We start from the raw sequence: 22,910 nt of genomic DNA, 5'->3' as shown, positions 1-22,910 counted from the left end.
AATTAAAAATACATTTACAGATGTCATTCTACCTATTGGCACAAGGGATACGAATATTCTGATCTGTGGAACCATTTTGAACGAAGAAGACATCATGGCTGATCTGCTCAAAGGTAAAATACCAGGAGTAAGAAGTGTCCGTAAAGCAGCTGTGCTTCAGTTTTCAGAGCGTGATGATCTATGGTCAGAGTGGGAGCGACAATATAATAATCTCCAAGACGAGGATAGGATCAATACGGCTTTGTCTTTTTTTATGGCGAATGAGGAGGAAATGCTAAAGGGAACGGAAATCCTGTGGAGCGAGTACTTGGACTACTATTATTTGATGTGCAAGAAGCAAGCGATGGGCGAAAAGAGTTTCTATAAAGAATTACAAAACGATCCACGTTCAACAGACGAATACATATTTCAGAATCTCATGTACTGGGACAGGTTGCCTGAATTTGAAGAGATGGAACTTGCCATGTACATTGATCCAGCCATCAAAGCCGGGAAGAAAAACGACTATTCGGCTATTTCAATTATTGGTCAGCATCGGAAGACGAAGCAAATGTATGTGGTGGATGGAAATATTTATAAACTGCTACCGGATGATTTGTTTCAAGTCGCTATTGAGAAATTGAAGCTTTACCCTGTAGATAAGTTGGGCTTTGAAGTCAATCAAGCGCAAAGCTACATGAAGCAAAAATTTGAAGAAGAGTTATGGAAGGCGAAGATACATACCCCCGTAGAAAGTGTCCATTCCAAGGGTCAAAAGCATGAACGCATTATGAGTCTAGAGCCGGAAATTAAAAAAGGTCATATTCTGTTCAATGCAGATAACATCGGGTATAATACTCAGGTGAAGGACTACAATCGAAATTGTACATATGATGATGCCCCGGATTCACTCTATGGGGCTGTTCAATTGATTCAGTCGGTCAAGAGTCTGAAGTTTTATGATCGAAGTTTGTTATTTTGAGGGTTTTGCTAAAACTCAAATCTTATTTTATCCAATCTCGTTAAGTCAATGGGCAGGATACTGCAGGAAAATGTTGAATCACTAATTATGACCGCATATGCTTTTGTAACTCTAAGAGGTGTATTAAATTGGAAACAAAATGGTTAGCATATCGAATCTTCCCTGAACCATTAGGAACCACTTATCAGGATTATGACTTAATGAATAGAGCTGACGTTGAAAAGTTATTTGATTACTGTCAAATATTGGAGTCTATGATTTCAAGACAGGGTTGGCAATTTTTAATAAATCATCATAGCTATCCAGTATTGTTTGAGATAAATAAAGGAAGTGAATGGTTTGATTGTGAAAGCCTTGAAGAATTTATTTTTGAAGTTGAATCTCATATTGATTCGTTACCTATTTAAGCTCCCTCGAAGTAGCAAAAGGCAGCTATGGCAGACATGAGTAAGGTGAAACTATGTACGACTATATAAGTATCCATTCGGATAAGTACATGTCCAAAATTAAATCGGAGGTTGCTGAGCAATTCTTAACCTCTGTTTTGGGATTCACAAAAGCTAGTCACCTAACATTTCATAAAGAAGTCAATGGGGAGATTGTTAAAGTAACTGGTATTCTTGCTAATCCAGATGGGAACTATGCTTTCGACACACTTGATGGTACTGAAGAAGTAAATTTAATTGAAATTGATGTACCAACATACACTGATGACATCTTAGAACTAATATTATCTAGCATTGCAATTTCGATTACGAAAGAATTTTCGTGGATAATTGACGACGACCATGGATTGAACTAACGGGTAGAATAGTTAAGTGTTGTGGCAACCATACAAGCTGATAACTGTAATCAAGACAATAACAGTTACAGCACTCATGATGCCTAAATTTCTTGAACTTTTTAGACAAGTGAATCGTATGTATCACGATACATAAAGGAAAATTATAAGAATCCTTATGAGGGAGAGATTTTATTGAAGAAGGGCTTAAAGTGGACGCTGTGGATCGTATTGCTGCTGATTTTAGGTGGTATTGTTTTAAACTTTTATTTGAATTATTTCACATTCGCCTATGCCTTGATGGGAGTACTCCTGCTTGTATTCTCGGGTTGGGGAGCTGTGGCCAAATTAAATAACGATGTTCATGAATATGAGGACCAGATGAGAAGAAATTCGAATATAGAAGACATTGAACAATATACCAGATAGCGTCCAGACTGCGAGCTTAATTTTTTTATAATACATATTGGTAAATGCAGGATAGAATTAAACATTATAAAATATGGAGGTCGGAGTGTGGGGATTTACAAGAAGAGATTGCTTATTATGGCAGGATGTATTGCTCTATCCGTAACGTTAACAGGTTGCGGGGAATCAACCAAAGAAAGCAAAGACAACGATAATGCTGTAGAGACAATAAGCACGGTTGAATCAACTGCTGCAGATGAAGCTGTGACTGATACAGAAAGCGGTGAGGCTTCTGAGCCAGTTAAAGATCAAGGCACAACTATAGAACCCCTGATCACCAAGGCAGGAGGACTCGGGGATACGAAGGAAACTATCGAACATCTCCGCGGGGTAGATGAGAATGGGCAAGATGCTGGCATTAGTTCTTATCAGAACAATAGTTTTCTGGCTATTTATGCCGAAGATGACGTTACAAAGAAAAACACGGCTTTGAATGTAACCCTGTCATTTGAAGCTACGGATACGCCAAGGCGCTCTGTAAAGGAAGCTATACGCGAGGCTTCTTCTGTAATTCCAAGTGACGCTGTTAAGGTCAAGGAGTATAAGGTAGACGAGGGGCGAGATGTTATCCAGTACGAGAGTAAGCTCCTTTCAGAACGGTTGAAGGGTTGGTATGAACTTGAGGCAGCGAATAGTCCAGAATCTATGCCAGGCACCTTTATCGTCATACTGAAGCACGATGAAGAGGGGATTTTCTCAGTCGTGGTTGGTGCCGGTAATAATTCGTAAATAAGCTCAACTAGTAACTATACATGCACCCGTGGAAAGTGTGCATTCCAAGGGGCAAGAAGCATGGACGCATTATTAGTCTGGAGCCGGAGGTTAAGAAAGGTATATTTTGTTCAATTCATCGAAAATTAGATATAATAACCCAATAAGGGATTATTCTATATCTATCGAATAGCTGGAGGATAAAGAAATGATGCATCAAGCTGAGTCACTATGGCAGCGTATTATTGGAAAAGGGATAAGCCAGGAAGCGGATTTTGAAAAGAAATTGAATCTACAAGTCGGTGCAAGAGATGAAGATTTCCAGATACTCGAAAATACGCTTGGCATCCAGCTTCCCGAAGAAATGAAAAATTTTTATAGGGTACATAATGGGCAAGATTGGAAGGTGGGAGTTAGTTCTTTCGTAAGAAATTTAACACTTTCCCCTATTGCTCAAATTATCGATAACTGGAAGTTTATTCAGGAGGAATTTGACCCAGACGATTTAGAATTGGATGCCGATAATGAAATTAGCCCTTGTCTTTGGAATCCTAAATGGGTGCCAATTGCAGAGAACGGTAGCGGGGACTATCTCTGTCTTGATACAGATCCATCCGAAGTGGGAGTTGTAGGGCAAGTGCTATACTTTTGGCACGATTGGGGAAACCGTTCTGTAGAGGGGAACAACCTATATGAATTCATTGAAATTTGTCTGGAAGAAGAGGATTGAATGAAGTTGTAAGCGTACAAAAGAAATTAAACTCCCTAACAGAATAGTTTAATGAAGGAACTGCCTTTTTTAATGGGCAGTTTTTTGATATGTGCAACAAAAATCAGTGGAAATATAGCGTTGTTATTTTGAAAGGATTCGATGAGATGCAAATTACGGAACAAATCATTATAGAATGTCTAAACGAACTCCAAACGGCTGCAATAGCCAAACAAAAATATTCAGATTACTATAATGGTCAGCATGCCATTCTGAAGAACTATGCGATGCAAGAAAGCCGAAGTAATCAAAAGCTTATCTTCAATTTCCCTCGTAAGTTTGTAGATAATGAAATCGGCTATCTGCTCGGTAAGCCAGTAAACTATGTGTCCAAGTCGGATCAGGACACGGCTATACATAATATAGATGTACATATGAGTCATTGGGACAAGGAGCATAATCTACAGCTTCGGAAACAATCTGAAATATTCGGTGAAAGTATTGAATTGAATTATATCGACTCGGATGGCCAGTTTTCAGCCACAGTATTATCTCCATTGAATGCCTATGTGTTGGAGGACGGAACAGCAGAAAGAAACGTATTACTTGGCCTACATAAATTTACGAGACGGTTTGATAAGCAAGTCTATCTGGACGTGTATACTGATCATGAAATTCTACATTATACAATTGGCAGTGATAATAAAAGTAATCAAATGAAGCAAAATCAATCACCTGAATTGAAATATATCGGTAAACATAATCACATCTTTGGAAGAGTCCCGCTTATCTCCTGTCCAGCCAATACAGAGAGGAAAAGCGGCTTCCATGATGTGATTTCTTTATTTGATGCTTATAACGCATTGAATTCCGATTTGGTCAATGAAATTGCAGATCATCGCAACGCCTATCTCGTGATTGAGAATGCCAAGCTGGAAGCTGAAGACTTGTTGAATATGAAGAAGATGGGCATTATTCAAGTTCCGGCTGGAGGAAAGGTAAGCTGGCTTACGAAGGAGATTAATGATTCTTTTGTGAAGAACGAATTAGATAATATTGAGCGGAAAATTTTCGATATGATGGATCAAGTTAACTTTAATGAAAACTGGGCCAGTAATACGTCTTCCTTAGCGCTGAGAAACAAATTGTTAAATTTAGAGAATCGAGTGGCAATGCGTGAAGCTTTAATGGAAAAGGCAATCAAGCAGCGTTTACGTAATTTCTTTACGTTTCTGCACATTAAAGAAGGCGTGCAATATGATTACAGGGATATTGCAGTGAAGTTTACTCGTAACTTGCCAACAGATTTGGTCGGGATGGCAGATGTGATCGTTAAATTGCAGCAAGTGGTCTCACAGGAAACATTGCTGACGTTGCTTCCGTTTGTCGAGAATCCTAAGCTGGAATTCAATAAATTTCATTCGGAGCAGCAACGATTAGTTGGTACGGATAAGGAGATGTCCAATGCAGAATAAAAATAGGATTAAGCGGTTGGTTAAGCATAGTTGTGCGTGTTATCTCGGAGCAAAGCATGGTATCCCAAACTATTGCTGTTTACAGGACGGCCCATGTATATTTTTCGCTCAAGACGATTCTTTGCCCCGTTGTAGCTATTTTGAAAATGGAGTTTTGCCAATGGATGAGAAGCTGGATCAAGAGTATAAGTCTGAACGTAATGTAGAGGTTGGGTTTAATACAGCGAAGCCAAGGGTGAACTGTACACGTTGTGGAGGAACATTTTCGGCAAATTCGAATCGGCAGAAATGTTGTGATAAATGCAGAGGTAAAGCGAGAAAAGAAAATATTAGATTGCGTGTTCGGAAGTTCAGACAAAAAGACGGCTTGATGTAACGCTTTAGAGGTGGAAAAAGCCCTATAAACAAAGGGTTAAAAATAGGTAAAAATGAGGAGTTGACATGCTTGTACCTTTTCGTCACTTTTGCGTTTTCTAATGCGTTACATGATTGTCTTGAACATGATATTCAATATTATACAGTTTCAGCATATATATACGTTTCTGAAGTTTAGGCAAACAATAGGCTTGATGTAACGCTTTAGGCTGTCAAAAAGCTATATAAACAAAGGATGAAAAATAGGTAAAAGTGGGGAGTGGGTATGTTTGTACCTTTTCCTCGTTTTTGTGATTTCTAATGCGTTACATTGCTGTCCTGAGCATGACATTAAACGGCTCAATACATACAAAAGCGTGTTCGGTTCTGTGAGTCGAATGGGCAATAAAGGAGAATATCGAAAATGAATTTAGAACAAATGAAGCAGTTGATTGAGGAAAACCAAACGAATGAGGAATGGCAAACGTATCTTCAGGGTTTTGAATCCGTATAGCGTAGAAGGGATAGAGCAATTCATTCAATCTAATAAGGAAGCAAAAAGTTGGTTCGATAGCACGGTAGACAAGCGATCAGCTAAATCCTTGGAAACGTGGAAAGCCAACCATTTGGAAAGTGCAGTGGACGCTGAGATCAAGAAGCGATTCCCGGCTAAGGATGAGAAAGAAATCGAAGTCGAGAAGCTACGAGCCGAAGTGGAGCATATGAAGCTAGAGAAGCAGCGTGAACGATTAACCAGCCAAGCGATTAAAATTGCATCCGAAAAGAAACTTCCACTCCCGTTAGTGGATTTTTTTATTGGTGCAGATGAAGAAGCAACGACAGCGAATTTAGCTATGTTGGAACAATCGTTACAAGGTGCGGTACAACAGCAAGTCGAGCAACGACTCAAAGGGGATGGCTATACTCCTCCGGCTGGTTCAATAGGTAACACATTTTCATTAGAAGCGATTAAAGGCATGTCGCCGAGTGAGATCAATCAGCATTGGCATCAAGTCAAACAAGCATTACAAAACAAATAATAATCAATAGAAAAGGACAGGGTGATTAGATATGTCAGTACAACATTTTATTTCTACAATTTGGAGCGCACGTTTAAATGAAAGTCTGAAAAAGAATCTGGTATATGGGAACGTGGTCAACACTGATTATGAAGGTGAGATTAAAGGTCAGGGTTCCACAGTGAAAATTAATTCCATTGGGGCAGTAACGATTGGCAACTATGATAAAGTGGCAGGAATCGGTAATCCACAGGAACTGGATGCTACGCAAAAAACACTGGTGATCGATCAAGCGAAGTATTTTAATTTTCAGGTGGATGATGTCGATGCTGCTCAAGCGAATGTAAATCTACTAGATGGTGGAATCGTGGAAGCCTCGTATGGACTGGCCAATGTAGTCGATCAGTATCTTGCTGGATTTTACACAGAGGTAAAAGCTGAGAATACGATTGGTAGCGACACAACGTCTGTAACTCCCACGAAAGATACAGCCTATGATTTGCTGATTGATTTGGGTGTACTATTGGATGAGAACAATGTGCCTGAAAGCGAACGTTTTGTGGTGGTTCCTGCATGGTACTATGGCTTGCTACTGAAAGATGCTCGTTTCACCAAAGACTCAAATATTATCCGCACAGGCTATGTCGGAGATATAGATGGCATGACCGTTTATAAATCTAACAATGTGCCAAATACCACAGGAGCCAAATATAAAATCATCGCAGGTCATAAGAGTGCGATTTCGTTTGCCGGGCAAGTGGATTCAGTGGAGGCGTTCAGACCAGAGAAACAATTTTCAGATGCGGTGAAAGGTCTACAGGTATTCGGTGCTAAATGTATCAAGCCGGAAGCTCTCGCTGTACTCACAGCCAATAAGTCTTAATTGAAAGTGAATGATATAAAAACACATTATAATAGAAGAAACACGTTTGGGGTGTCCGTTTCGGATACCCTATTTTTCATTTTTGGAGGGTAATAAGATGTGGTTTTTGAATCAGGAAACAGGATGTATATGGGAAGTCACGGATCAGGAGCTGATGCTGCGGTTACAGGCCAGTGGGCATTATGAGCAAGTGAATGAACCTAAACAAGTTGAGGATGAGCAAGATGTAGCCCGAACGAAAGTACAAACTGTAAGAAAAATGAAACGTACTGAGAAGGTACAGGTAAAGGAGGAACAAGAGCCAGCACATGAATGATTCATTGATTTTACTTAAACGGCTCCTAGGCATAGAGCCAATAGATATATCCAAGGATGATATGCTGATCCACTATTTGAATAAAGCGAGAAGTAATATTCTTGGTTATTGTAATGTGGCAACACTGCCTGTGGAATATGATGATGTTATGGTCGATTATGCGGTGTATCTCTATAAAAATAGGGATTCGGTTGGATTTATAAATAAGCAGGAAGGTGAACGCTCAGCCACCTATGAAACAGGCATTCCGACAAGTATCCGGCTTGCTCTTCCTTTACCTAAAATCAAGGTAGGGACGGACTGATGTTCTACGATACGAAGCTGGAGATTTTGGATGTTACTCACTTCAACCCTGTTCTGTTGATGATGGCAGATGTACAACCTTATCGCAAAAGTTTTTCATTTGAAGATGGTTACATACTAGAGACGACATATCGAGCTTTCTGTCCATTGGAATCTTTATTGCTGTCGAACTGCTATATTCGAATTGGCAAGGATATTTTTATTATTTTGGACATGAAAGAATGGAGTGATTATATGGAGTTGTATCTGTATCGCTGCAAGCCAGACTTTGGATTGGAGGTAGAGGAGTGACAAGGAGCCTAGAGCCGATGATGGATTTCTTTCTGCGAGAGAAGGGAGATTTTGTGCATATCAATAGTGTAAAGCTGCTTGCTCTGATCCGAGATGCGACAGATATCATTCAAATAACTGATGAAAAAATTATTCGTGCAGCAACACCATTACATACAGGTGATATCGTGGATTATCGTGATGAACGATATTTAATTACCAGTCAGGTGGATCAAAATGAACAGTCGTGTCGGGGCAGGATGAAAAAGTGTAATCAACGACTACCTATAAACTGGAATGGAGAGGTGAAATGGTTTGATGCTGTGGTAGAAGCCAGAACGTTTTCAACGGAAACAGGTAAAGTTATCTCCATGCCAGAGGGAAATATTATAGTTAGACTACAAGACAATGCAGACACGCGAAACATCGCATTGAACCAACGATTCTATATGACTCATCAGCCGTTTAAAATAGTTGGAATTGACCGCACGAGGAATGGCATTATCCAGTTAAGCTGCACATTGGATAGCATAAATACAGCTTATGATGACGTGGAAAATAACATTGCAGACCGATGGAAGTACGAGATTGCTCATACATACGCATTACATATCAATCAGGGAACGATAGCCCATGTGCTGCTCAACGAAACAATACCGTTGAATGTCACTGCTACGGATAATGGGAATGAGATAGCGAATCCGGCGATTACCTATATATCCAGTGATCCGAATGTGGTCAGTGTAGATCAGCAAGGTCAGGTTATGGGCATCGCTTTGGGACAAGCAAGTATTATTGCAAAACTAACGTATCACCCAGCAGTACAAAGTACCATTGAAATGAGAGTCGTCGAAACAGGAACGCATATCTATTCGATAGCCATTACCGGCAATCCCATTCTTAAAACAGGCCAAAGCGCCTCATACGTCAGTCATATCTATGATCATGGAGTGGAAGTGTTTGACCAGTCGGTGGAATGGAGCCTACGAAATCAAGATGATTCAATTCCGATCATGGGGAGCGTGACAGTGAGTACAGGAAATAGTGTGACGGTGAAAGCCGGAAGCAGTAGTGGGTCTAGCAACAAAGTCCTTGTACTGACTGCCACCTTAGCAAGTGATCCTAGCATGACCATAGAAAAGACCATTAGCCTTAAAAATTTATTCTAAGCATTATATCTATCGGCTTGCCCTAGAGGTGAGCCATTTTTATTTCAAAGGAGCACATACATATGCAACGAAAATCTATTGATTATCTACTGAGTCTAAGCCTATTGAAGCAATTAAGATCACAAAATGTAATTACAAAAGAAGAATTTATAGCCATTGACCAGCTTAATAAAAAATCTTTCAAGTAGCTATAACATGGGCAGAAATGGACTTGATGATGTGCCGCAAGCATTATACCATGTGACCGTATAAAGAAGATATGGAAGGGAGAAACGTCTATGGCACAAGCCGCAACCGCAAAAAAAGTCGTGATCGTTCCCATTAAAACGATGGACATCGTAGAGGGAATCCAATCTATTCAAAAGAAGAAAGTCGCCGCCTATTGCCGAGTTAGTACCGATTCCGAGGAGCAAAAGGAGAGCTATACGAATCAGGTCAATCATTATACTCAATACATTCAAAACAACTTGGAATGGGAAATGGCTGATATCTATGCCGATGAAGGGATCACCGGAACCAGCACCAAAAATAGAACGCAATTTAATCGGATGATACAGGATGCCCGAAACGGTAAACTGGATCTCATACTGGTCAAGTCGATTTCGAGGTTTGCTAGGAATACACTGGATTTATTGAAATATGTACGAGAACTCAAAAGTCTCGGAGTCGCTGTATTTTTTGAACGGGAGAACATTAATACGCTGGATACCACAGGCGAAGTATTGCTGACCATCCTGAGTTCCCTTGCCCAAGACGAGAGTCGAAACATTTCTGAGAATAGTCGATGGGGCATATTACGTGGCTTCCAAAACGGCAAAGTCTTCTGCAACACTACTCGTTTCCTTGGCTATGATAAGGATGAACATGGTGAACTGGTGATTAACGAGCCAGAAGCAGAGATTGTACGCAGGATATACGAGGAGTATTTGGATGGGAAAAGCTATCAGGCGATAGCCAGAGGATTGATGCGAGACCACATTAAAACAGTCACGGGTGGTGATACGTGGTGGGACTCCTCTATTACATTAATATTGACCAATGAGAAATATTACGGAGCTTTGCTTCAGCAAAAGACGGTAACGGTAGATTTTCTAACCCACAAACGAATAAGGAATAAAGGACAAGAACAGCAATATTTAATTGAGGACAACCATGAGCCGATTGTATCCAAGGAACTATTTGAAGCGGTGCAAAAGGAAAAGGAATGGAGGGCCAAGCTGAAAGGGAGTGTGATGGGGGATAGTAAAAGATACTCCAGTAAATATGCACTAAGTAGTAAAGTATATTGTGGATGCTGTGGGGCCATTTTTAAACGCCGAACCTGGAACAGCAATAATCCATCCAAAAAAGTAGTATGGCAATGCAAAACGTATGTCAATGAAGGTAAAGCAGCCTGTGATGCCAAATCAGTTGATGAACAAGTTTTACATTCCGCGTTTGTGCGATTGTTCAACCGGATGTATGAGAATAAGAAAGGATTCATGAAAACGCTGAAAGGGAATATTGAATCGGCACTTTCTAGCAAAGTAGGGCAAGAACCGCTATTGGACATTGAAAGAAAGATGCAACAATTGAAATCCGACTTGAAGGAGTTAGTGAATCTCAAGCTGCGAAATCAAATTGATGAAACGGTATATGATGAAGAAACGAACAGACTTTCCAGTGAGCTAAACGAGCTGCGACAACAGAAGCTGATACTGGAGCAGGAGTATGAGCAAAAGGCACAACTCAAGGAACGTGTCGATGAATTTATCCAAGTCCTAAGTTCACAGCAGGATATACTGGAACAATTTGATGATAACCTATTTAATGCGTTGGTGGAGAAGATAACCATTCTCTCACCAGCGCATTTTGTTTTTACCTTGAAAAGTGGAATGAGCATAGATGAAATACTGGACTAAAAAAAATCATAGGCTGAAACGATCAATAGGCTAGAGAATATTTGTGGAGTGCATGACGGGAAGAATCAATCGAATCCCGTCTTTAACTCCTTCCATATAGATGGACTGTTTGTCCTGACTTAGCTGATAACCTATGGCTTCTTCCCATTCGGATAGCAGTTGCTGAATATCCTTGTTTTGATTCATTTTGAATTGATCCATTTTGGTGAATAGATGCACATCTTCTGATGAACATGAAGCCTGTTGTTCACTGACAAGTTCTAATTGATAAAAACGTTGGCGTAATGCTTCCTGAAACCAATCTGGCCAATTTGACATAACACATTTCCCTCCCGTGGTTGAAGTGTGTGTATGTTAACTCTGATGGGGAGGGATGGCAAGTTATTGTTTTTCGTGTAGAGAAAAGCTCACTCATGCTTATAATTCAAGGTACGAATAAGCTTTTAAAAGTATTAATTTTCCCTCAAAATGAAAACTTAGTAATATTTATCAATTCCACTATGGTACCTATTTATCTTGTTTTTCCACAGTCTCAAGGTACTTTTCTAAATGCTTTTTTCCTGAGTTACTTTTAGGTAGAATGCCAAGATGTATATAGTTCCATATTGTCTCTCTTTCATGCGAATTTACATTGGAAAGATCATCGTAATTAAAATCGATTTTGAACTTTCCTGTATTATCAAAAATCATAGTGAAATTTGTCCAAGGCTCCTGATCGTTATCAATAAACACTTTCCATAGCACCTTAATACAATCCAGCAATAAGTGCCATTTTTCAAAGTACTCCTCTTCACTTACAGTAAAAAGTTCAATGATTTCTTCACTGTAAACGGGGGGTTCATTTTCCTTTGGATAGTAATAGAAATAAGCAGTTTGGGCACCGTCTACAACCTCGCCATAAAGATAGACTTTAAACCACTCCTCAGGAATTGCATCTATTACGTTTTCTGCTATTTCGTTATATAGTTTACCTAATTCTTCTTCAATCATCTAACTTGCCTCCTTGAACATTATCAAAACTTTTGGTTCGCCATTTTTCATCGCCAATTTTATATCTAATATCAAAACTGTCTGGACGCATTGATTCGCCTTTATAATTAGGTGTAATTTTTACTTTCACTGTATCACCTTGTTTAAGAGCGTCCGCCCACATGTTCTCAAGTTTCTTCCATTCGCCTTTATTTAGATTACCATTCATCGGCACAAGATTATCGAGGTCTCCTGAACCCTTAAATATACTTGCAATCAGATGACCACCTTCGTCATCAGGCAAACGATCTTCTCGACCCGCAACCCTCTGAGCATAGCCGTTTCTTTTTCCGTCTCCTAATTTGAGGTCACCTTCAACATTTGAAACACGTCCTTGACCATCGGTTTTATAATTGTATCCTTCTTTACCTGTGTACTCAACATCTGATTTTAATACTTTTTTGCGACCATTTTTTGTGTAATGATCTCCATAATTTACTTTATTAATAATTTGACCTGACTCCTCAGTTTTAGGCGGTTTCTCCTTGGGTTTGCTCGGCTTAGGAGGAGTGGAGCCATGTTTGCCATCATCTTTGATCATTTGCCAAAGCTCTGCAGAGCTTTTTCCTGTGTTAGAGGCCCCAGTATAGGCAGATTTCCCCCCATGATACATAGCACCAGCAGATGCGACTTGCACCAGCACACCTGCTGGACTCAATACAACGGTTCCGTCTAAGATCAGACCGCCGAACTCTCCGACGCCCCCAACGATCATTTCCCCCGTTCCCGTTACGGTACTCACAACATGTCCTACAACTTCGCCCACTTTGCCTGCTATCGGATGTTTGGGATGATAATCTTGTTGCTTATACAAATCCATCGACATGTCTACCTTAATGCTTTCACTAGCTCCCTGGGCAGCATCCCATATGACTTCACCTTGAAGTTGAGATGCTTCCATTTTTGCTTGTGAAGCCGCCATGTCATTTTTTGCGCTTTGTTCAAGCATCCCTTCCCACCAAGATTTAGGCTCCTCAACTTGTGGTTTCGGTTGTTGTGCCATGTAGCTGTCATAATTTGCTCTCCAGCGTTGTCTCAATTCCATAGGAATCTGCTGATAGGCATGAGCCATAGCATTCGACTCTTTCAGCAGGTTCTGAACCAGCTCCAGTGGGCCTCCAGAATTCGCTACATGACGTGCACTCGTATATGCTTTTCCTAAAATCCACTTGCTATAGTAAGCTTGTTTAGCTTGCTCATGTTCGTATTGGCTGATTAGTCCTTGGAGTGCTAAACCAGCCAAGTGTTTGAGCGGGTGCAACCCCGTTTCTTTACTGCCTCCAACCGTAGGAGTTCCCTTACTTCGAACAGGAATGGCTGCGGTTGCTTGTAACATCGTTGCTGCCACTTTACCTGCTGGCCCACCCACCGTATTCAACATCACACTGGCTACGTTCCCCACTGCTGGAATGGAGCCTAACAGTTTGGATATCGTCCCCATCAAAGCATTGGCCTGTTGAAGCGCTGCTGGAGTCGTAACTTTTGCTTTAGGAGTAGGGGCTTGGCTGCTCTTGGCTGTTGATTGAGCTGCTTCATATGCTTTTATACTCATTAATGGTGGCTCTGGGACAGGAGGGAGGTCAGCTACAAAAACGGGAGCTTTCACCGTACCTTCCTGATCAATTACTGGGGCTTTGGTATCTGTCTCACCATCCAGCACCATGCTACTTTCTCCACCTTTGAGATACAGCGCCGTTCCAGCTTCCAGTGATAGTTCCTCACCTGCATCAAGCTTCACATGACCACCCTGAATCTGTACATCCCCCGGACTGTTGATGGTAATGCCACCATCTTCATTTAGTGTAATTGAAAATCCATCCGAGGTGGACAGAGTCAGTTCTTGCTCAGACATTTCTACGCCGCTACCTTGCACATGTTGCCAAACCTTCACATTCGGTTGTCCATTTGTGTGGCGTTGTTGTCGAAGTGAATCCGTTACATAGGCATCCTGTTCGCGGTGTGTAGGCAGATACAACTCGACCTGTTCCCCGATTTCAGGCATATCGTACCAGCCACTATGTTCTTCTGCGACATATCGAGTCGCCACGGGAAACCAGCATGCTTTGGCAGGATCTTGCTTCGGGTCGATGTCCAGTTGAAGCTGTACGAAATCCTGCTGTACCTTAAGCACCGTTCCTGTCAGCGAAATCCCGGTGGCCTGATCGTTTTCATACCGGACATAGCGAATATTCTGTTCCGCTTGGAGATCATAACGGGTACGCAGTAAGCCATCCTCTAACCGTGTCACTGCCCGAACGACGACCAACTCTTTGCCTTGTCCAATGGGCAACGTGATGAGGTCACCCAGCGCATAATATTGCAAACTTTCAATTGTATAGGTGACATACGAGCCAGCACGTTGTTCTCCTGGCTTTTCCGCATCCAGCTCATGAAACGTTTTTCGTACCCGATAAAATACATCTCGTTCCACCTTATGCTGCTTGCCTTCTGGCATCCCGAAGAAAACTTTGGGTGAGGCTGCGGTCACTTCTGGCACAAGTACCGAACCAAAGCGGGAAGCAAGACGCTTTAAAAAAGCCCAATCCGTCTCCTCATATTGTAAAACAAAAGTGTCCAATTTGGCATAGTCCGTGACAGTATCAATGGCATCTCCGTACTGATACTTACGCACCATCGAAGTGACCAGATCATCATAGGTACGGTGAAAATCCTGATAGGAACGTTTTTTCGCCTTGATATCCATTTGATAGGAATGGGAAGCGGCCTCCAATTCAAAGGTGTATACTCCCCGTGTGCAATTCACAGACATTTGCGTAACGATCCCGTGGAACAGTCTTCTTAGCGATTGTCCTTGATCATCCAACTGACGAATCACAATCGGCTCTTGCTCCATATTTTGACCGATACATGCGGCTCCTTGTTCTTCGGAGAGCATACCACTAATATGTAAAAAGGTATGATCATTAATGGTACGTGTTATTTGAAGGTATTCAATGTGTTGTGGCTGAAAGGGACCATAAAAGCGTAGGCTTTCATACCCGATCCCATCTGATAATAGGCTCAAGTGAGTTCATAACTCCTTTCTAGATGTGATGGCTGATTACAAAAGTAAAGTGCAGCATTTTAAATTCGAGTCTGACGTATAGAAGAAATGGATGAATACAACTTTGAGTCAAGACCCATATGTATCACTGAGTTTGTTGGGTACAAAACGTTCTTATTCGGATACAGGTGTTCCGAGTAAGCTTTCATTCACAAAGGGCAAGAGGAGATATTTAAATAACAGTCCAGCATATGTATATATCGGTTGAAAGAGAGATTTAGTTTACAAAATGACCCATTCGTTGGGGTATTTTCAATGTGTAATACTGGAATAGAGAAAGCTGATAGTAATTTTGAGCAATTGTTTTTCAAAGTCAGGAACGGGGCTGATTTAAACGTGATCATGGATTCGGTAAACTAAATACAGGTTCATATGGAATTAGTGGGATCAATAGAAGTGAAGGGAGAAAGGGCATCATCTGGGAAAAGGGGGTGTCGTGAGAAGGAATAGCTTTTGATATTATAGGTAATATATATAATAAAAAGGAATATATCCCTTTCATCGTCTCGACACACGTGGAGTGCGTGGTAGTAATATACCGAGATAGAAGCATTGATGTACAACGGATGAAGATCGGTGGCAGTATGTTTCAGCATACAAGAAAATGAAGAAGGTTGAATGGGGGAATATATATTCTTTTCATGCACAAGGCATGTGGAGTGCTGTGTGTTGCTGGTGAGAGGGGAGTGACTAGGACCACATTTACCTATATCAGAACAGCCCAATCATTTGGTGACCGGGCTGTTCTGATTTTGCAACCAGACTGTGACTATGCCAGTGTAAACTCGATAATAATCTTATCCCCTCTTCACAATGTTGTGAGAGGCCTCATCGCCAATATTGTACTTCTTCATCAAGTAGTGGTTTCCCTTAGCTCACCTGAAACTCGCTACCATTGGAATACTGCGGGAATATTTCAGTACACGATATCGTTACTGACACTAAATTTAAGAATAAGCTTTATGTGCTCCAAGTCTATTTATTCTTCAAATTAATTCTAAATACATCCCCCTTATTACCACCAAAAACGATCATCCCACCTTCAGGCAGTACTACCGAATAATTGTTGCTGGCCTTTGAAAAGTTCACAACCATTCCCTTCGCGTCATAAACGGCAAAACCCCCACTTACCGGAGCCTCAACGGTCATGACTTGATTGGCTGATTTTTCATCAATCTTATACCATACAGCTTGACCATTGGATGGTATGATGCAATCGAGGAGTTTCCTTCATTAATGAGTTGAATAGCATCTTCACTGATATAGGTTTGTCCATCGATCTTTAAATACTCTGCATGATTCTCGTTATTAATTGTGTGTAATATATTTGATGTGGATACGATGTTGCAGTGTATTGGGCGAAAGAGATTCAAGAATGACCAGGATTGGGTTCATGTGGTGTTGCTGAATCGAAGAAATCGAGATTTGAATAATATGCCTATATAATGTATATTTCGAACTTATTACATATACCCTCCTATGATCGGATCGCATGCTGATTTATAATTTTAGATAGTGATTTAAGAGATTCTCTATTCTATCTTGAATAATTTGTTTTAATGATTCAGGCTTCACTGATATAACACAATTACCATATCTCATAAAATAGTTAGCTATAAACTCCTCTTCTCCTAGATTATAGAATCCCTTAATGACTGTTTTATGACCATTTTCTATTTTCATAGAAGGATAATGTTCTTTATAAAAAATATCCTTTGCTTGTTCTAAAATCTCTACTTCGTAGTCAATACACTTCTCAGATTGATAAATTTCTAATGAACGACTAATGAGTTCATCTATAGAAAAGTGAGATTTGATTTCCTCTTCTTCTATAAAGGTTATTCGATCACATCTGAAAACTCTATATTTATTCGTATTTAACTCTATTCCAGTAGCATACCATTGACCAAACTTAGCGGAAATTTTGAAAAATTGAACATGGTAACTTTTTTTCTGGTTATTTTTTAAATACTGAAGCTTACAGTTACTCTCATTAAGAATGCTTTTTAGAATTTCATCTAAAAAACGACTAACATTATTATGCTGATATATTTCAAATTGTAGAACTTTTTTCATTTTGTGAATCTGCTTTATCTGTATTTTAGAAAGACAGTGTTCAAACTTTTCATTTAGTTTATTAGTACTTAAATGAAATGGTGTTGATTGATAAGATTCTAACGTCAACATGGCAAAGTACAGAGCATACACTTCATCCATAGTAAAAATAATGGGGGACAATAATCTATTTTTTAAGATACCATATCGTCCATGTCTGCCATGTTCCGAAAAAATAGGCATACCTAATTGTTCTAATGAACTAATATCACGTAGAGCTGTACTTTTTGAAATATTGTATTTATCTATTAGGTCATTTAAATTAAAGAACTCTCGACTGTTTAAGTATCTGATCATGTCATTTAATCTTTCTGATTTGTTCATATAAATCTCCTTATAAAGGTGTCATGTTTTGATACCTTTATATATGATAATGAATTCAAGGTAATATATCAAATGTATAAGATATCTGCCTAAAATCATGATATAAAAGGAGATTGGTACCATGAGCACAAATTTAGAAATAGCTATTTTCTTATCAATGAACGGAAAGGCAAAAGAAGCTATAAATTTTTACAAAAACCATTTTAGCGCAAAGGAATTGTTACTTGTTACCTATCAAGACATAGCAAAACGTGACAGCTCAATACAGCTTACTGATGAAAATAAGAATTATATTTCTCACTCTGTCTTATTAATCGGAAGAACAAAAGTAATGGTAGCAGAAGATACAATGAATATGAGTGAAGAATATACAGTTGGTAATAACACTTCATTATGTATTCAAAGTGCTGAATTAGAAGAAATTGAACATTTTTATAATAGCTTAATTACAGATGATCGAGTGAAAATCATTGTTCCTTTATCTAATAATGTGTTTAGCAAAGCATACGGTATTATAGAAGACCCGTTCGGTATTCAAATACAATTAATGTTTGATGATAGATTACAATAAAAAATTAGCATGTTCAAATTAGCATGTTCCATGTTTCATAATGCAATCTGTATTCTGAAATTTTTATGAGATATACTATCGTAGAATTACTGCTGTTTTATTTTTTAGTGCGGAAGTATAATGTATTGGCTGAAATAGTAAAGAGGGGCAGCGAGCCCCTCTTTTTGTGCCTTAAAATAGTAGCATATTTAGCCGGACGAGATTACCTTTTGTGCAATAACTTTTGTCATTGCATGTTTGTGAGGAATACCTGAAGAATTGCAGTCGAAAACAACTTCTGAATTGTCTTTAATAAACCAGTCGTGATAGTGTGCAAGCAACTCACCAGAGTACCACTTAAACGCGTTGGGTTCTTTTTCGGGAGGTGATGCAATAAACGGCTTATTTACAAACACGTTAAAAACATGTAAACCATTTTGGTTTGTAAACTGCTTATAATTATCAAATATTTCTTTACGAAAGTCAGGCTTTATGTAATGCAAAACACCACTTGAAAATAGAATGTCGAAATGATTATCTAAACGATAATCTACAATGTCTGCCCTAAAAACATTAACGTGAACACCTATTTTATCAGCCAGTCTTTTGGTTTTCTCAATGCCTGCGTCCGAAACGTCAAATGCAGTGACATCATATCCATTTCTTGCAAAAAACACTGCATCTTTTCCCTCACCACAGCCAATATCCAACAATTTTAAATGTTTAGTAGGCGGCATAAATTGTAAAACCTGATAACATACTTTATTGGGTTCAGTACCCCAGTAATATTCTTGTGTTTGATATTCTTTCTCATAAATACTAATCGGTCTGTCCTGCGAGATATACCCAAGTAGTTTGTCAATGTTAACTTCTAAGGTTCTTGATAGCTGAGGTAGTAACGATATATCAGGCATTGTCTGAGCATTTTCCCACTTGGATACGGCTTGAAAAGAAAGCCCTAGTATTTGTGCAAGCTCTTCTTGTGTAAGTCCTCTCTCTTTGCGGTATATGCTTATGTTTCTTGCTAATTTTTCCTTCATAAATTCTCACGCTCCTTCATGTAATCCAATTTTATTGGGGTTTCTTGAGATGAACAATAACCTCATACTTGATTTTTTAAAATATTCAACCACCAGTTGAACTAAGAAATTTATGACAATTACAAGACTATGCTGGAGCAGGAAGACTGTGATGGAGTTGTCGTGATTGTACAAGCGGCGGGCGTCGTACTGATGGTCGGCTTCATGAAGCTGGCGGCGGTTCACATGGTCGATCTGGTACATTATTTGTTCGGAGAAGTCGCCCAGCTCACCGGTTTTGCGAACGCGGATGAAGTGAACACACTGATCATTCACAAGTCTGAGAGTCACGCAGAACTCCCTTGGAAATCACTTGCGGAAAACGATATGGTTCTGACGCCGTCAGCCTCGGCGATATCGGGCAGGTACCGTGATTTGTATTTGTCGTGGTTTTGTTGGTGAAATTGCTCATTTCATAAACTGCTGTCAAGAAGGACGGTCGCCTTATTCAAGTGGACGGAATAACGTGAAAACGATGGAGATGTGCGACCGCATTTTTGCTGCGCTCCAATAGGATACAGATTAAATATACAAACTTTGGAGCCTGAACTGCACCTTAGTTTGGACGCTTTGAAAGAAGCTTCATTTTAATTATCCACTAGATTGCTCCTGCATTCATCGGGAGTCATCTTTTTTAATATCTATTGTTATGGCGTGTGTTATCGAACGTAATGGTTCCAGAGAGTCTCCTCATTTTTTCGATTACCCTAGACCTTTCTATTTCATATCATTCCTGTCCATTTTGATTAATCTCTGCTGAAAATACGTCAACAAAGGGGAACGATGCGATAGAATAGAAAGCGTTATCATTACTCATTTTCTGTGATGATCCAGGAGGAGGAGGAATATGCGTTCAAGGTTCCAACCATTAAACACATTGCGTAATCAGATTTTTATCGGCTTTATATTGGTAATGCTCATTATGATGAGTGTGGCGGGGGCGTTCATTTATCTCAATGTCTCTCACCTGTTAAAAGACAGTGCCGAGCGACATATTGGTCAGACCGCGGTACAAGCAAACGGCAGGCTGGATGCATTAATCGGCCAAATGGACAGCCTGACGGAACAGGTGGCCAATCACCCATCTGTTCAGCATATTTTGCTGGAGGAGCGCAACGGGGGCAAGGTGAATTTCGGACAGCGTCAATCACTACTGCAAGTGATGCATAGCTATCAGGCATATATGCCGAGTGTCGGCTCGCTGGAGCTGTATACCGCCGAAGGGAAGATGTTGTTTCCGATTAGAGAGGGCAGTTTGGAGGAACGAATCGGACAGGCAGACATCCGGGAAGCGAATCAGATGAAAGGAAGATTAGTCTGGATCGGCATTGATACCGAAGACCCCCGGTCACTGCTGGCGATTCGGCAGGTGAGCCTGGTGGATCGCTGGTTCTCGCGCGGAGGGTACCTGATTACCCGCATGGAGCGAAGTTATTTCAGGCTGAATGATGCGTCAGCGGTCAATGAGGAAGCGGATGAAACCATGTTGCTTGTAGATCGTCAAGGCCAGCTGCTGTCGGGTGAACCAATGAACCAGACGGATTTGTCAGGTGTACTGCATAGCAAGACACAGACGGTTCATATTGGGGAGCGGGAATATGTGAAGGCGGTTCAGCAGTCGGAGCGGACCGGCTGGTCGCTGCTGATTCTGATTCCGGTTAGCGTCGTCACAGACGGAATTACGGTTTTACGGACTACACTTATCATCTCCGCGTCTCTTGGTGCCGTGCTATTCCTGTTCATGTCCTTTATGTTGTCTACGTTGATTACAAGACCAATAGGCCATTTGATTCAGGCGATGCGCCGTTCACGGCAAGGGGCATTGACCCTGAACCCAGAACCGGCATCAGCGGTCGAACTGCGAGAATTGAATGTAGAGTACAACACGATGATTGTCGACATTAATGAATTGATCCGTGTCATTTGCGAGAAGGAGGTTTTACAAAGCCAAACCGAACTTAAAGCTCTGCAGGCGCAGATCAACCCGCATTTTCTTTTTAATACGCTGGATGCTTTCAACTGGTCGCTACAGGAAAAAGGAGAGGAGGAGCTTGCCGGGCTAATGGTGTCCATGTCACGGCTGTTTCGTTATATTATCGAACCGGCTCACCATGACTCTTGGGTGACACTCGGGGAAGAAATGGCGCAAATCCGTCGTTATCTGGAGCTGATGGAGATGCGTCTGGGTGAACGTCTGAGCTGGCAAATTCATATGCCTTCGGAGGCAGCCAGAATTCCGCTTCCTAAACTGCTGATCCAGCCTATTCTGGAGAATGCCATTTTGCATGGTGTCGAAAATCGCATCGGCAACGGCCGTGTTGAAATTAGTGTCACTCCTTCGACCAGATCGGGTTGGACCAAGATCGCGGTCATAGATAACGGGCCTGGCATGACACTGGAAGAACTTGCAGCTGTGCGTACAGCGTTGATAGGGGGAGCAGCCTGCCAGAGCAAGGGGACAGGTATCGGACTGGTTAATGTGCAGCGCAGGCTTGCTCTTTATTATGACAGCGCATCTTATCCAACGGACGGTGTGCTGATACATAGTGCTGAGCAGGAAGGAACTGTGGTCACTTTTGAAATTCCTGATGGATATGGAGGGCGGTAGGAATGAGTGTTTCATCCAAAACCATTGTCATTGTAGACGATGAACAGCGAACACGTCAGGGGATACACCAGGCACTGGAGCAATGGGCCGCCGGAAAACACCGGATTGTGACATTCGGTAATGGTTTGGAAGCATTAAATATACTGCGTGCAGAGACGGTTCATTTGTTGATTACGGATGTCCGGTTGCCGGAATTCAGTGGGCTGGATTTAATCCGCTCTCTGGAACGGGATTCACGACGACCAGCGATCATTGTCATCTCGGGTTATGCGGAGTTTGATTATGTCCAGCAAGCTCTTCGTCTGGGAGCCGTCAATTATTTGCTCAAACCAATTGATAAGCAGGAGCTGCTGAATGCGGTCAATGAAGCGCTTCGGCTGGAAGAGGAGCGGCAGCGGTACGAGAAGCTGGACAAGCTGGCTGACCCTGTTCTGCTAGAGCTTGATCTCCAGGCGGCCACTCTTAGTGATCCGGTACGGCGTGCCTTCAACTATATGGCGGAGCATCTTCACGAATCCATTACGATGGCGCAGACTGCTGCGCATTCACACCTGAATGCGAGCTATTTTAGTGTTTTATTCAAGGAGCAAAGTGGTTTGTCCTTCAGCGAATATCTGCACCGGCTGCGGATCCAACGGGCCAAGGAGCTGCTGCTGCATACCCAGCTGACGATTGCCCAAATCGGCGAGCGATCAGGCTACCGGACAGATAAATATTTTATTAAAGTATTCAAAGCGACCGAGGGGATAAGTCCCAGCCGCTACAGGCAGCAGATGCGTACAGGGCCGGAGAATATCGACTGACAGTATAGGCAGATCAAA

Annotated in this window: 25 protein-coding genes and 1 pseudogene; 20 read left to right on the top strand and 6 right to left on the bottom strand. The window is 41.0% G+C overall.

What is annotated here, in order from left to right:
* From terL to ACWXW9_RS27470, 16 genes are all read left to right on the top strand, one after another.
* On the top strand, positions 1-961 hold a 961-nt coding region (gene terL / locus ACWXW9_RS27545), incomplete at its 5' end, for a phage terminase large subunit (RefSeq protein ID WP_494931981.1).
* Between the two features lie 128 nt (positions 962-1,089).
* Positions 1,090-1,368 carry a hypothetical protein gene (locus tag ACWXW9_RS27540; protein WP_430047750.1) on the top strand — a complete coding sequence of 93 codons (279 nt, stop codon included), beginning with the start codon at positions 1,090-1,092 and terminating at the stop codon, positions 1,366-1,368.
* Positions 1,369-1,457: 89 nt separating this feature from the next.
* Entirely contained in the window at positions 1,458-1,763 is a 306-nt protein-coding gene (locus tag ACWXW9_RS27535; RefSeq protein ID WP_430047753.1) for a hypothetical protein, read from the top strand.
* A gap of 174 nt (positions 1,764-1,937) precedes the next feature.
* A complete protein-coding gene (locus tag ACWXW9_RS27530) occupies positions 1,938-2,171 on the top strand; it encodes a hypothetical protein (RefSeq protein ID WP_016821854.1) in 234 nt (77 codons plus the stop codon).
* Between the two features lie 87 nt (positions 2,172-2,258).
* On the top strand, positions 2,259-2,939 hold the full coding sequence (locus ACWXW9_RS27525; protein WP_430047758.1) for a hypothetical protein: 681 nt from the start codon (positions 2,259-2,261) through the stop codon (positions 2,937-2,939).
* A gap of 190 nt (positions 2,940-3,129) precedes the next feature.
* A complete protein-coding gene (locus ACWXW9_RS27520; RefSeq protein ID WP_430047761.1) occupies positions 3,130-3,651 on the top strand; it encodes an SMI1/KNR4 family protein in 522 nt (173 codons plus the stop codon).
* 146 nt (positions 3,652-3,797) lie between these two features.
* Positions 3,798-5,105, top strand: a complete 1,308-nt coding sequence (locus ACWXW9_RS27515) for a phage portal protein (RefSeq protein WP_494931982.1) — start codon at positions 3,798-3,800, stop codon at positions 5,103-5,105.
* Complete coding sequence (locus tag ACWXW9_RS27510; RefSeq protein ID WP_494931980.1) at positions 5,095-5,481, top strand: cysteine-rich VLP protein; 387 nt, start codon at positions 5,095-5,097, stop codon at positions 5,479-5,481. The genes ACWXW9_RS27515 and ACWXW9_RS27510 overlap by 11 nt, the downstream gene beginning before the upstream one ends.
* Before the next feature lie 478 nt (positions 5,482-5,959).
* The gene (locus ACWXW9_RS27505) at positions 5,960-6,499 is read left to right on the top strand and encodes a DUF4355 domain-containing protein (protein ID WP_494931979.1); all 540 of its coding nucleotides are present in this window, start codon (positions 5,960-5,962) and stop codon (positions 6,497-6,499) included.
* 31 nt (positions 6,500-6,530) lie between these two features.
* Entirely contained in the window at positions 6,531-7,361 is an 831-nt protein-coding gene (locus ACWXW9_RS27500) for a phage major capsid protein (RefSeq protein WP_494931978.1), read from the top strand.
* 97 nt (positions 7,362-7,458) lie between these two features.
* On the top strand, positions 7,459-7,677 hold the full coding sequence (locus ACWXW9_RS27495; protein ID WP_494931977.1) for a hypothetical protein: 219 nt from the start codon (positions 7,459-7,461) through the stop codon (positions 7,675-7,677).
* Positions 7,670-7,981 (top strand): phage head-tail connector protein, encoded by a 312-nt coding sequence (locus ACWXW9_RS27490; protein ID WP_494931976.1) that lies wholly within the window; start codon positions 7,670-7,672, stop codon positions 7,979-7,981. The genes ACWXW9_RS27495 and ACWXW9_RS27490 overlap by 8 nt, the downstream gene beginning before the upstream one ends.
* The gene (locus ACWXW9_RS27485; protein WP_494931975.1) at positions 7,981-8,271 is read left to right on the top strand and encodes a hypothetical protein; all 291 of its coding nucleotides are present in this window, start codon (positions 7,981-7,983) and stop codon (positions 8,269-8,271) included. Before ACWXW9_RS27490 ends, ACWXW9_RS27485 begins: the two co-directional genes overlap by 1 nt.
* Complete coding sequence (locus ACWXW9_RS27480) at positions 8,268-9,419, top strand: Ig-like domain-containing protein (protein ID WP_494931974.1); 1,152 nt, start codon at positions 8,268-8,270, stop codon at positions 9,417-9,419. The genes ACWXW9_RS27485 and ACWXW9_RS27480 overlap by 4 nt, the downstream gene beginning before the upstream one ends.
* A 62-nt stretch (positions 9,420-9,481) precedes the next feature.
* A complete protein-coding gene (locus ACWXW9_RS27475) occupies positions 9,482-9,607 on the top strand; it encodes an SHOCT domain-containing protein (protein WP_494931973.1) in 126 nt (41 codons plus the stop codon).
* A 90-nt stretch (positions 9,608-9,697) separates the two neighbouring features.
* Positions 9,698-11,320 carry a recombinase family protein gene (locus tag ACWXW9_RS27470; RefSeq protein WP_494931972.1) on the top strand — a complete coding sequence of 541 codons (1,623 nt, stop codon included), beginning with the start codon at positions 9,698-9,700 and terminating at the stop codon, positions 11,318-11,320.
* A gap of 30 nt (positions 11,321-11,350) precedes the next feature.
* Here the strand turns inward: ACWXW9_RS27470 and ACWXW9_RS27465 are convergent, their stop codons facing one another.
* From ACWXW9_RS27465 to ACWXW9_RS27445, 5 genes and pseudogenes are all read right to left on the bottom strand, one after another.
* A complete protein-coding gene (locus tag ACWXW9_RS27465) occupies positions 11,351-11,638 on the bottom strand; it encodes a hypothetical protein (RefSeq protein WP_494931971.1) in 288 nt (95 codons plus the stop codon).
* 189 nt (positions 11,639-11,827) lie between these two features.
* Complete coding sequence (locus tag ACWXW9_RS27460) at positions 11,828-12,310, bottom strand: antitoxin YezG family protein (protein ID WP_494931970.1); 483 nt, start codon at positions 12,308-12,310, stop codon at positions 11,828-11,830.
* Positions 12,303-15,374, bottom strand: a complete 3,072-nt coding sequence (locus tag ACWXW9_RS27455) for a DNA/RNA non-specific endonuclease (RefSeq protein ID WP_494931969.1) — start codon at positions 15,372-15,374, stop codon at positions 12,303-12,305. The genes ACWXW9_RS27460 and ACWXW9_RS27455 overlap by 8 nt, the downstream gene beginning before the upstream one ends.
* 1,014 nt (positions 15,375-16,388) lie before the next feature.
* Positions 16,389-16,717: pseudogene (locus ACWXW9_RS27450) on the bottom strand (serine hydrolase); the annotation flags it as partial.
* A 196-nt stretch (positions 16,718-16,913) separates the two neighbouring features.
* Complete coding sequence (locus ACWXW9_RS27445) at positions 16,914-17,852, bottom strand: helix-turn-helix transcriptional regulator (protein WP_494931968.1); 939 nt, start codon at positions 17,850-17,852, stop codon at positions 16,914-16,916.
* A 121-nt stretch (positions 17,853-17,973) separates the two neighbouring features.
* On the opposite strand from ACWXW9_RS27445, the gene ACWXW9_RS27440 reads away from it, so the two are divergent.
* The gene (locus tag ACWXW9_RS27440; RefSeq protein WP_494931967.1) at positions 17,974-18,423 is read left to right on the top strand and encodes a VOC family protein; all 450 of its coding nucleotides are present in this window, start codon (positions 17,974-17,976) and stop codon (positions 18,421-18,423) included.
* A 188-nt stretch (positions 18,424-18,611) separates the two neighbouring features.
* Here ACWXW9_RS27440 and ACWXW9_RS27435 read toward each other — a convergent pair whose 3' ends face one another.
* Positions 18,612-19,442, bottom strand: coding sequence for a class I SAM-dependent methyltransferase (locus ACWXW9_RS27435; protein WP_494931966.1), 831 nt, complete (start codon positions 19,440-19,442; stop codon positions 18,612-18,614).
* A 129-nt stretch (positions 19,443-19,571) separates the two neighbouring features.
* On the opposite strand from ACWXW9_RS27435, the gene ACWXW9_RS27430 reads away from it, so the two are divergent.
* The 3 genes from ACWXW9_RS27430 to ACWXW9_RS27420 all read left to right on the top strand — a co-directional run bounded on the left by ACWXW9_RS27430 (position 19,572) and on the right by ACWXW9_RS27420 (position 22,892).
* Complete coding sequence (locus ACWXW9_RS27430; RefSeq protein ID WP_494931965.1) at positions 19,572-19,883, top strand: hypothetical protein; 312 nt, start codon at positions 19,572-19,574, stop codon at positions 19,881-19,883.
* Between the two features lie 445 nt (positions 19,884-20,328).
* Entirely contained in the window at positions 20,329-22,089 is a 1,761-nt protein-coding gene (locus ACWXW9_RS27425) for a cache domain-containing sensor histidine kinase (protein ID WP_494931964.1), read from the top strand.
* 2 nt (positions 22,090-22,091) lie between these two features.
* Entirely contained in the window at positions 22,092-22,892 is an 801-nt protein-coding gene (locus ACWXW9_RS27420) for a response regulator (protein ID WP_494931963.1), read from the top strand.
* Positions 22,893-22,910 lie beyond the last annotated feature (18 nt).

The sequence above is a fragment of the Paenibacillus sp. LT-B23 genome (assembly GCF_059417685.1).
This window is presented reverse-complemented; position numbering and strand designations above follow the sequence as displayed.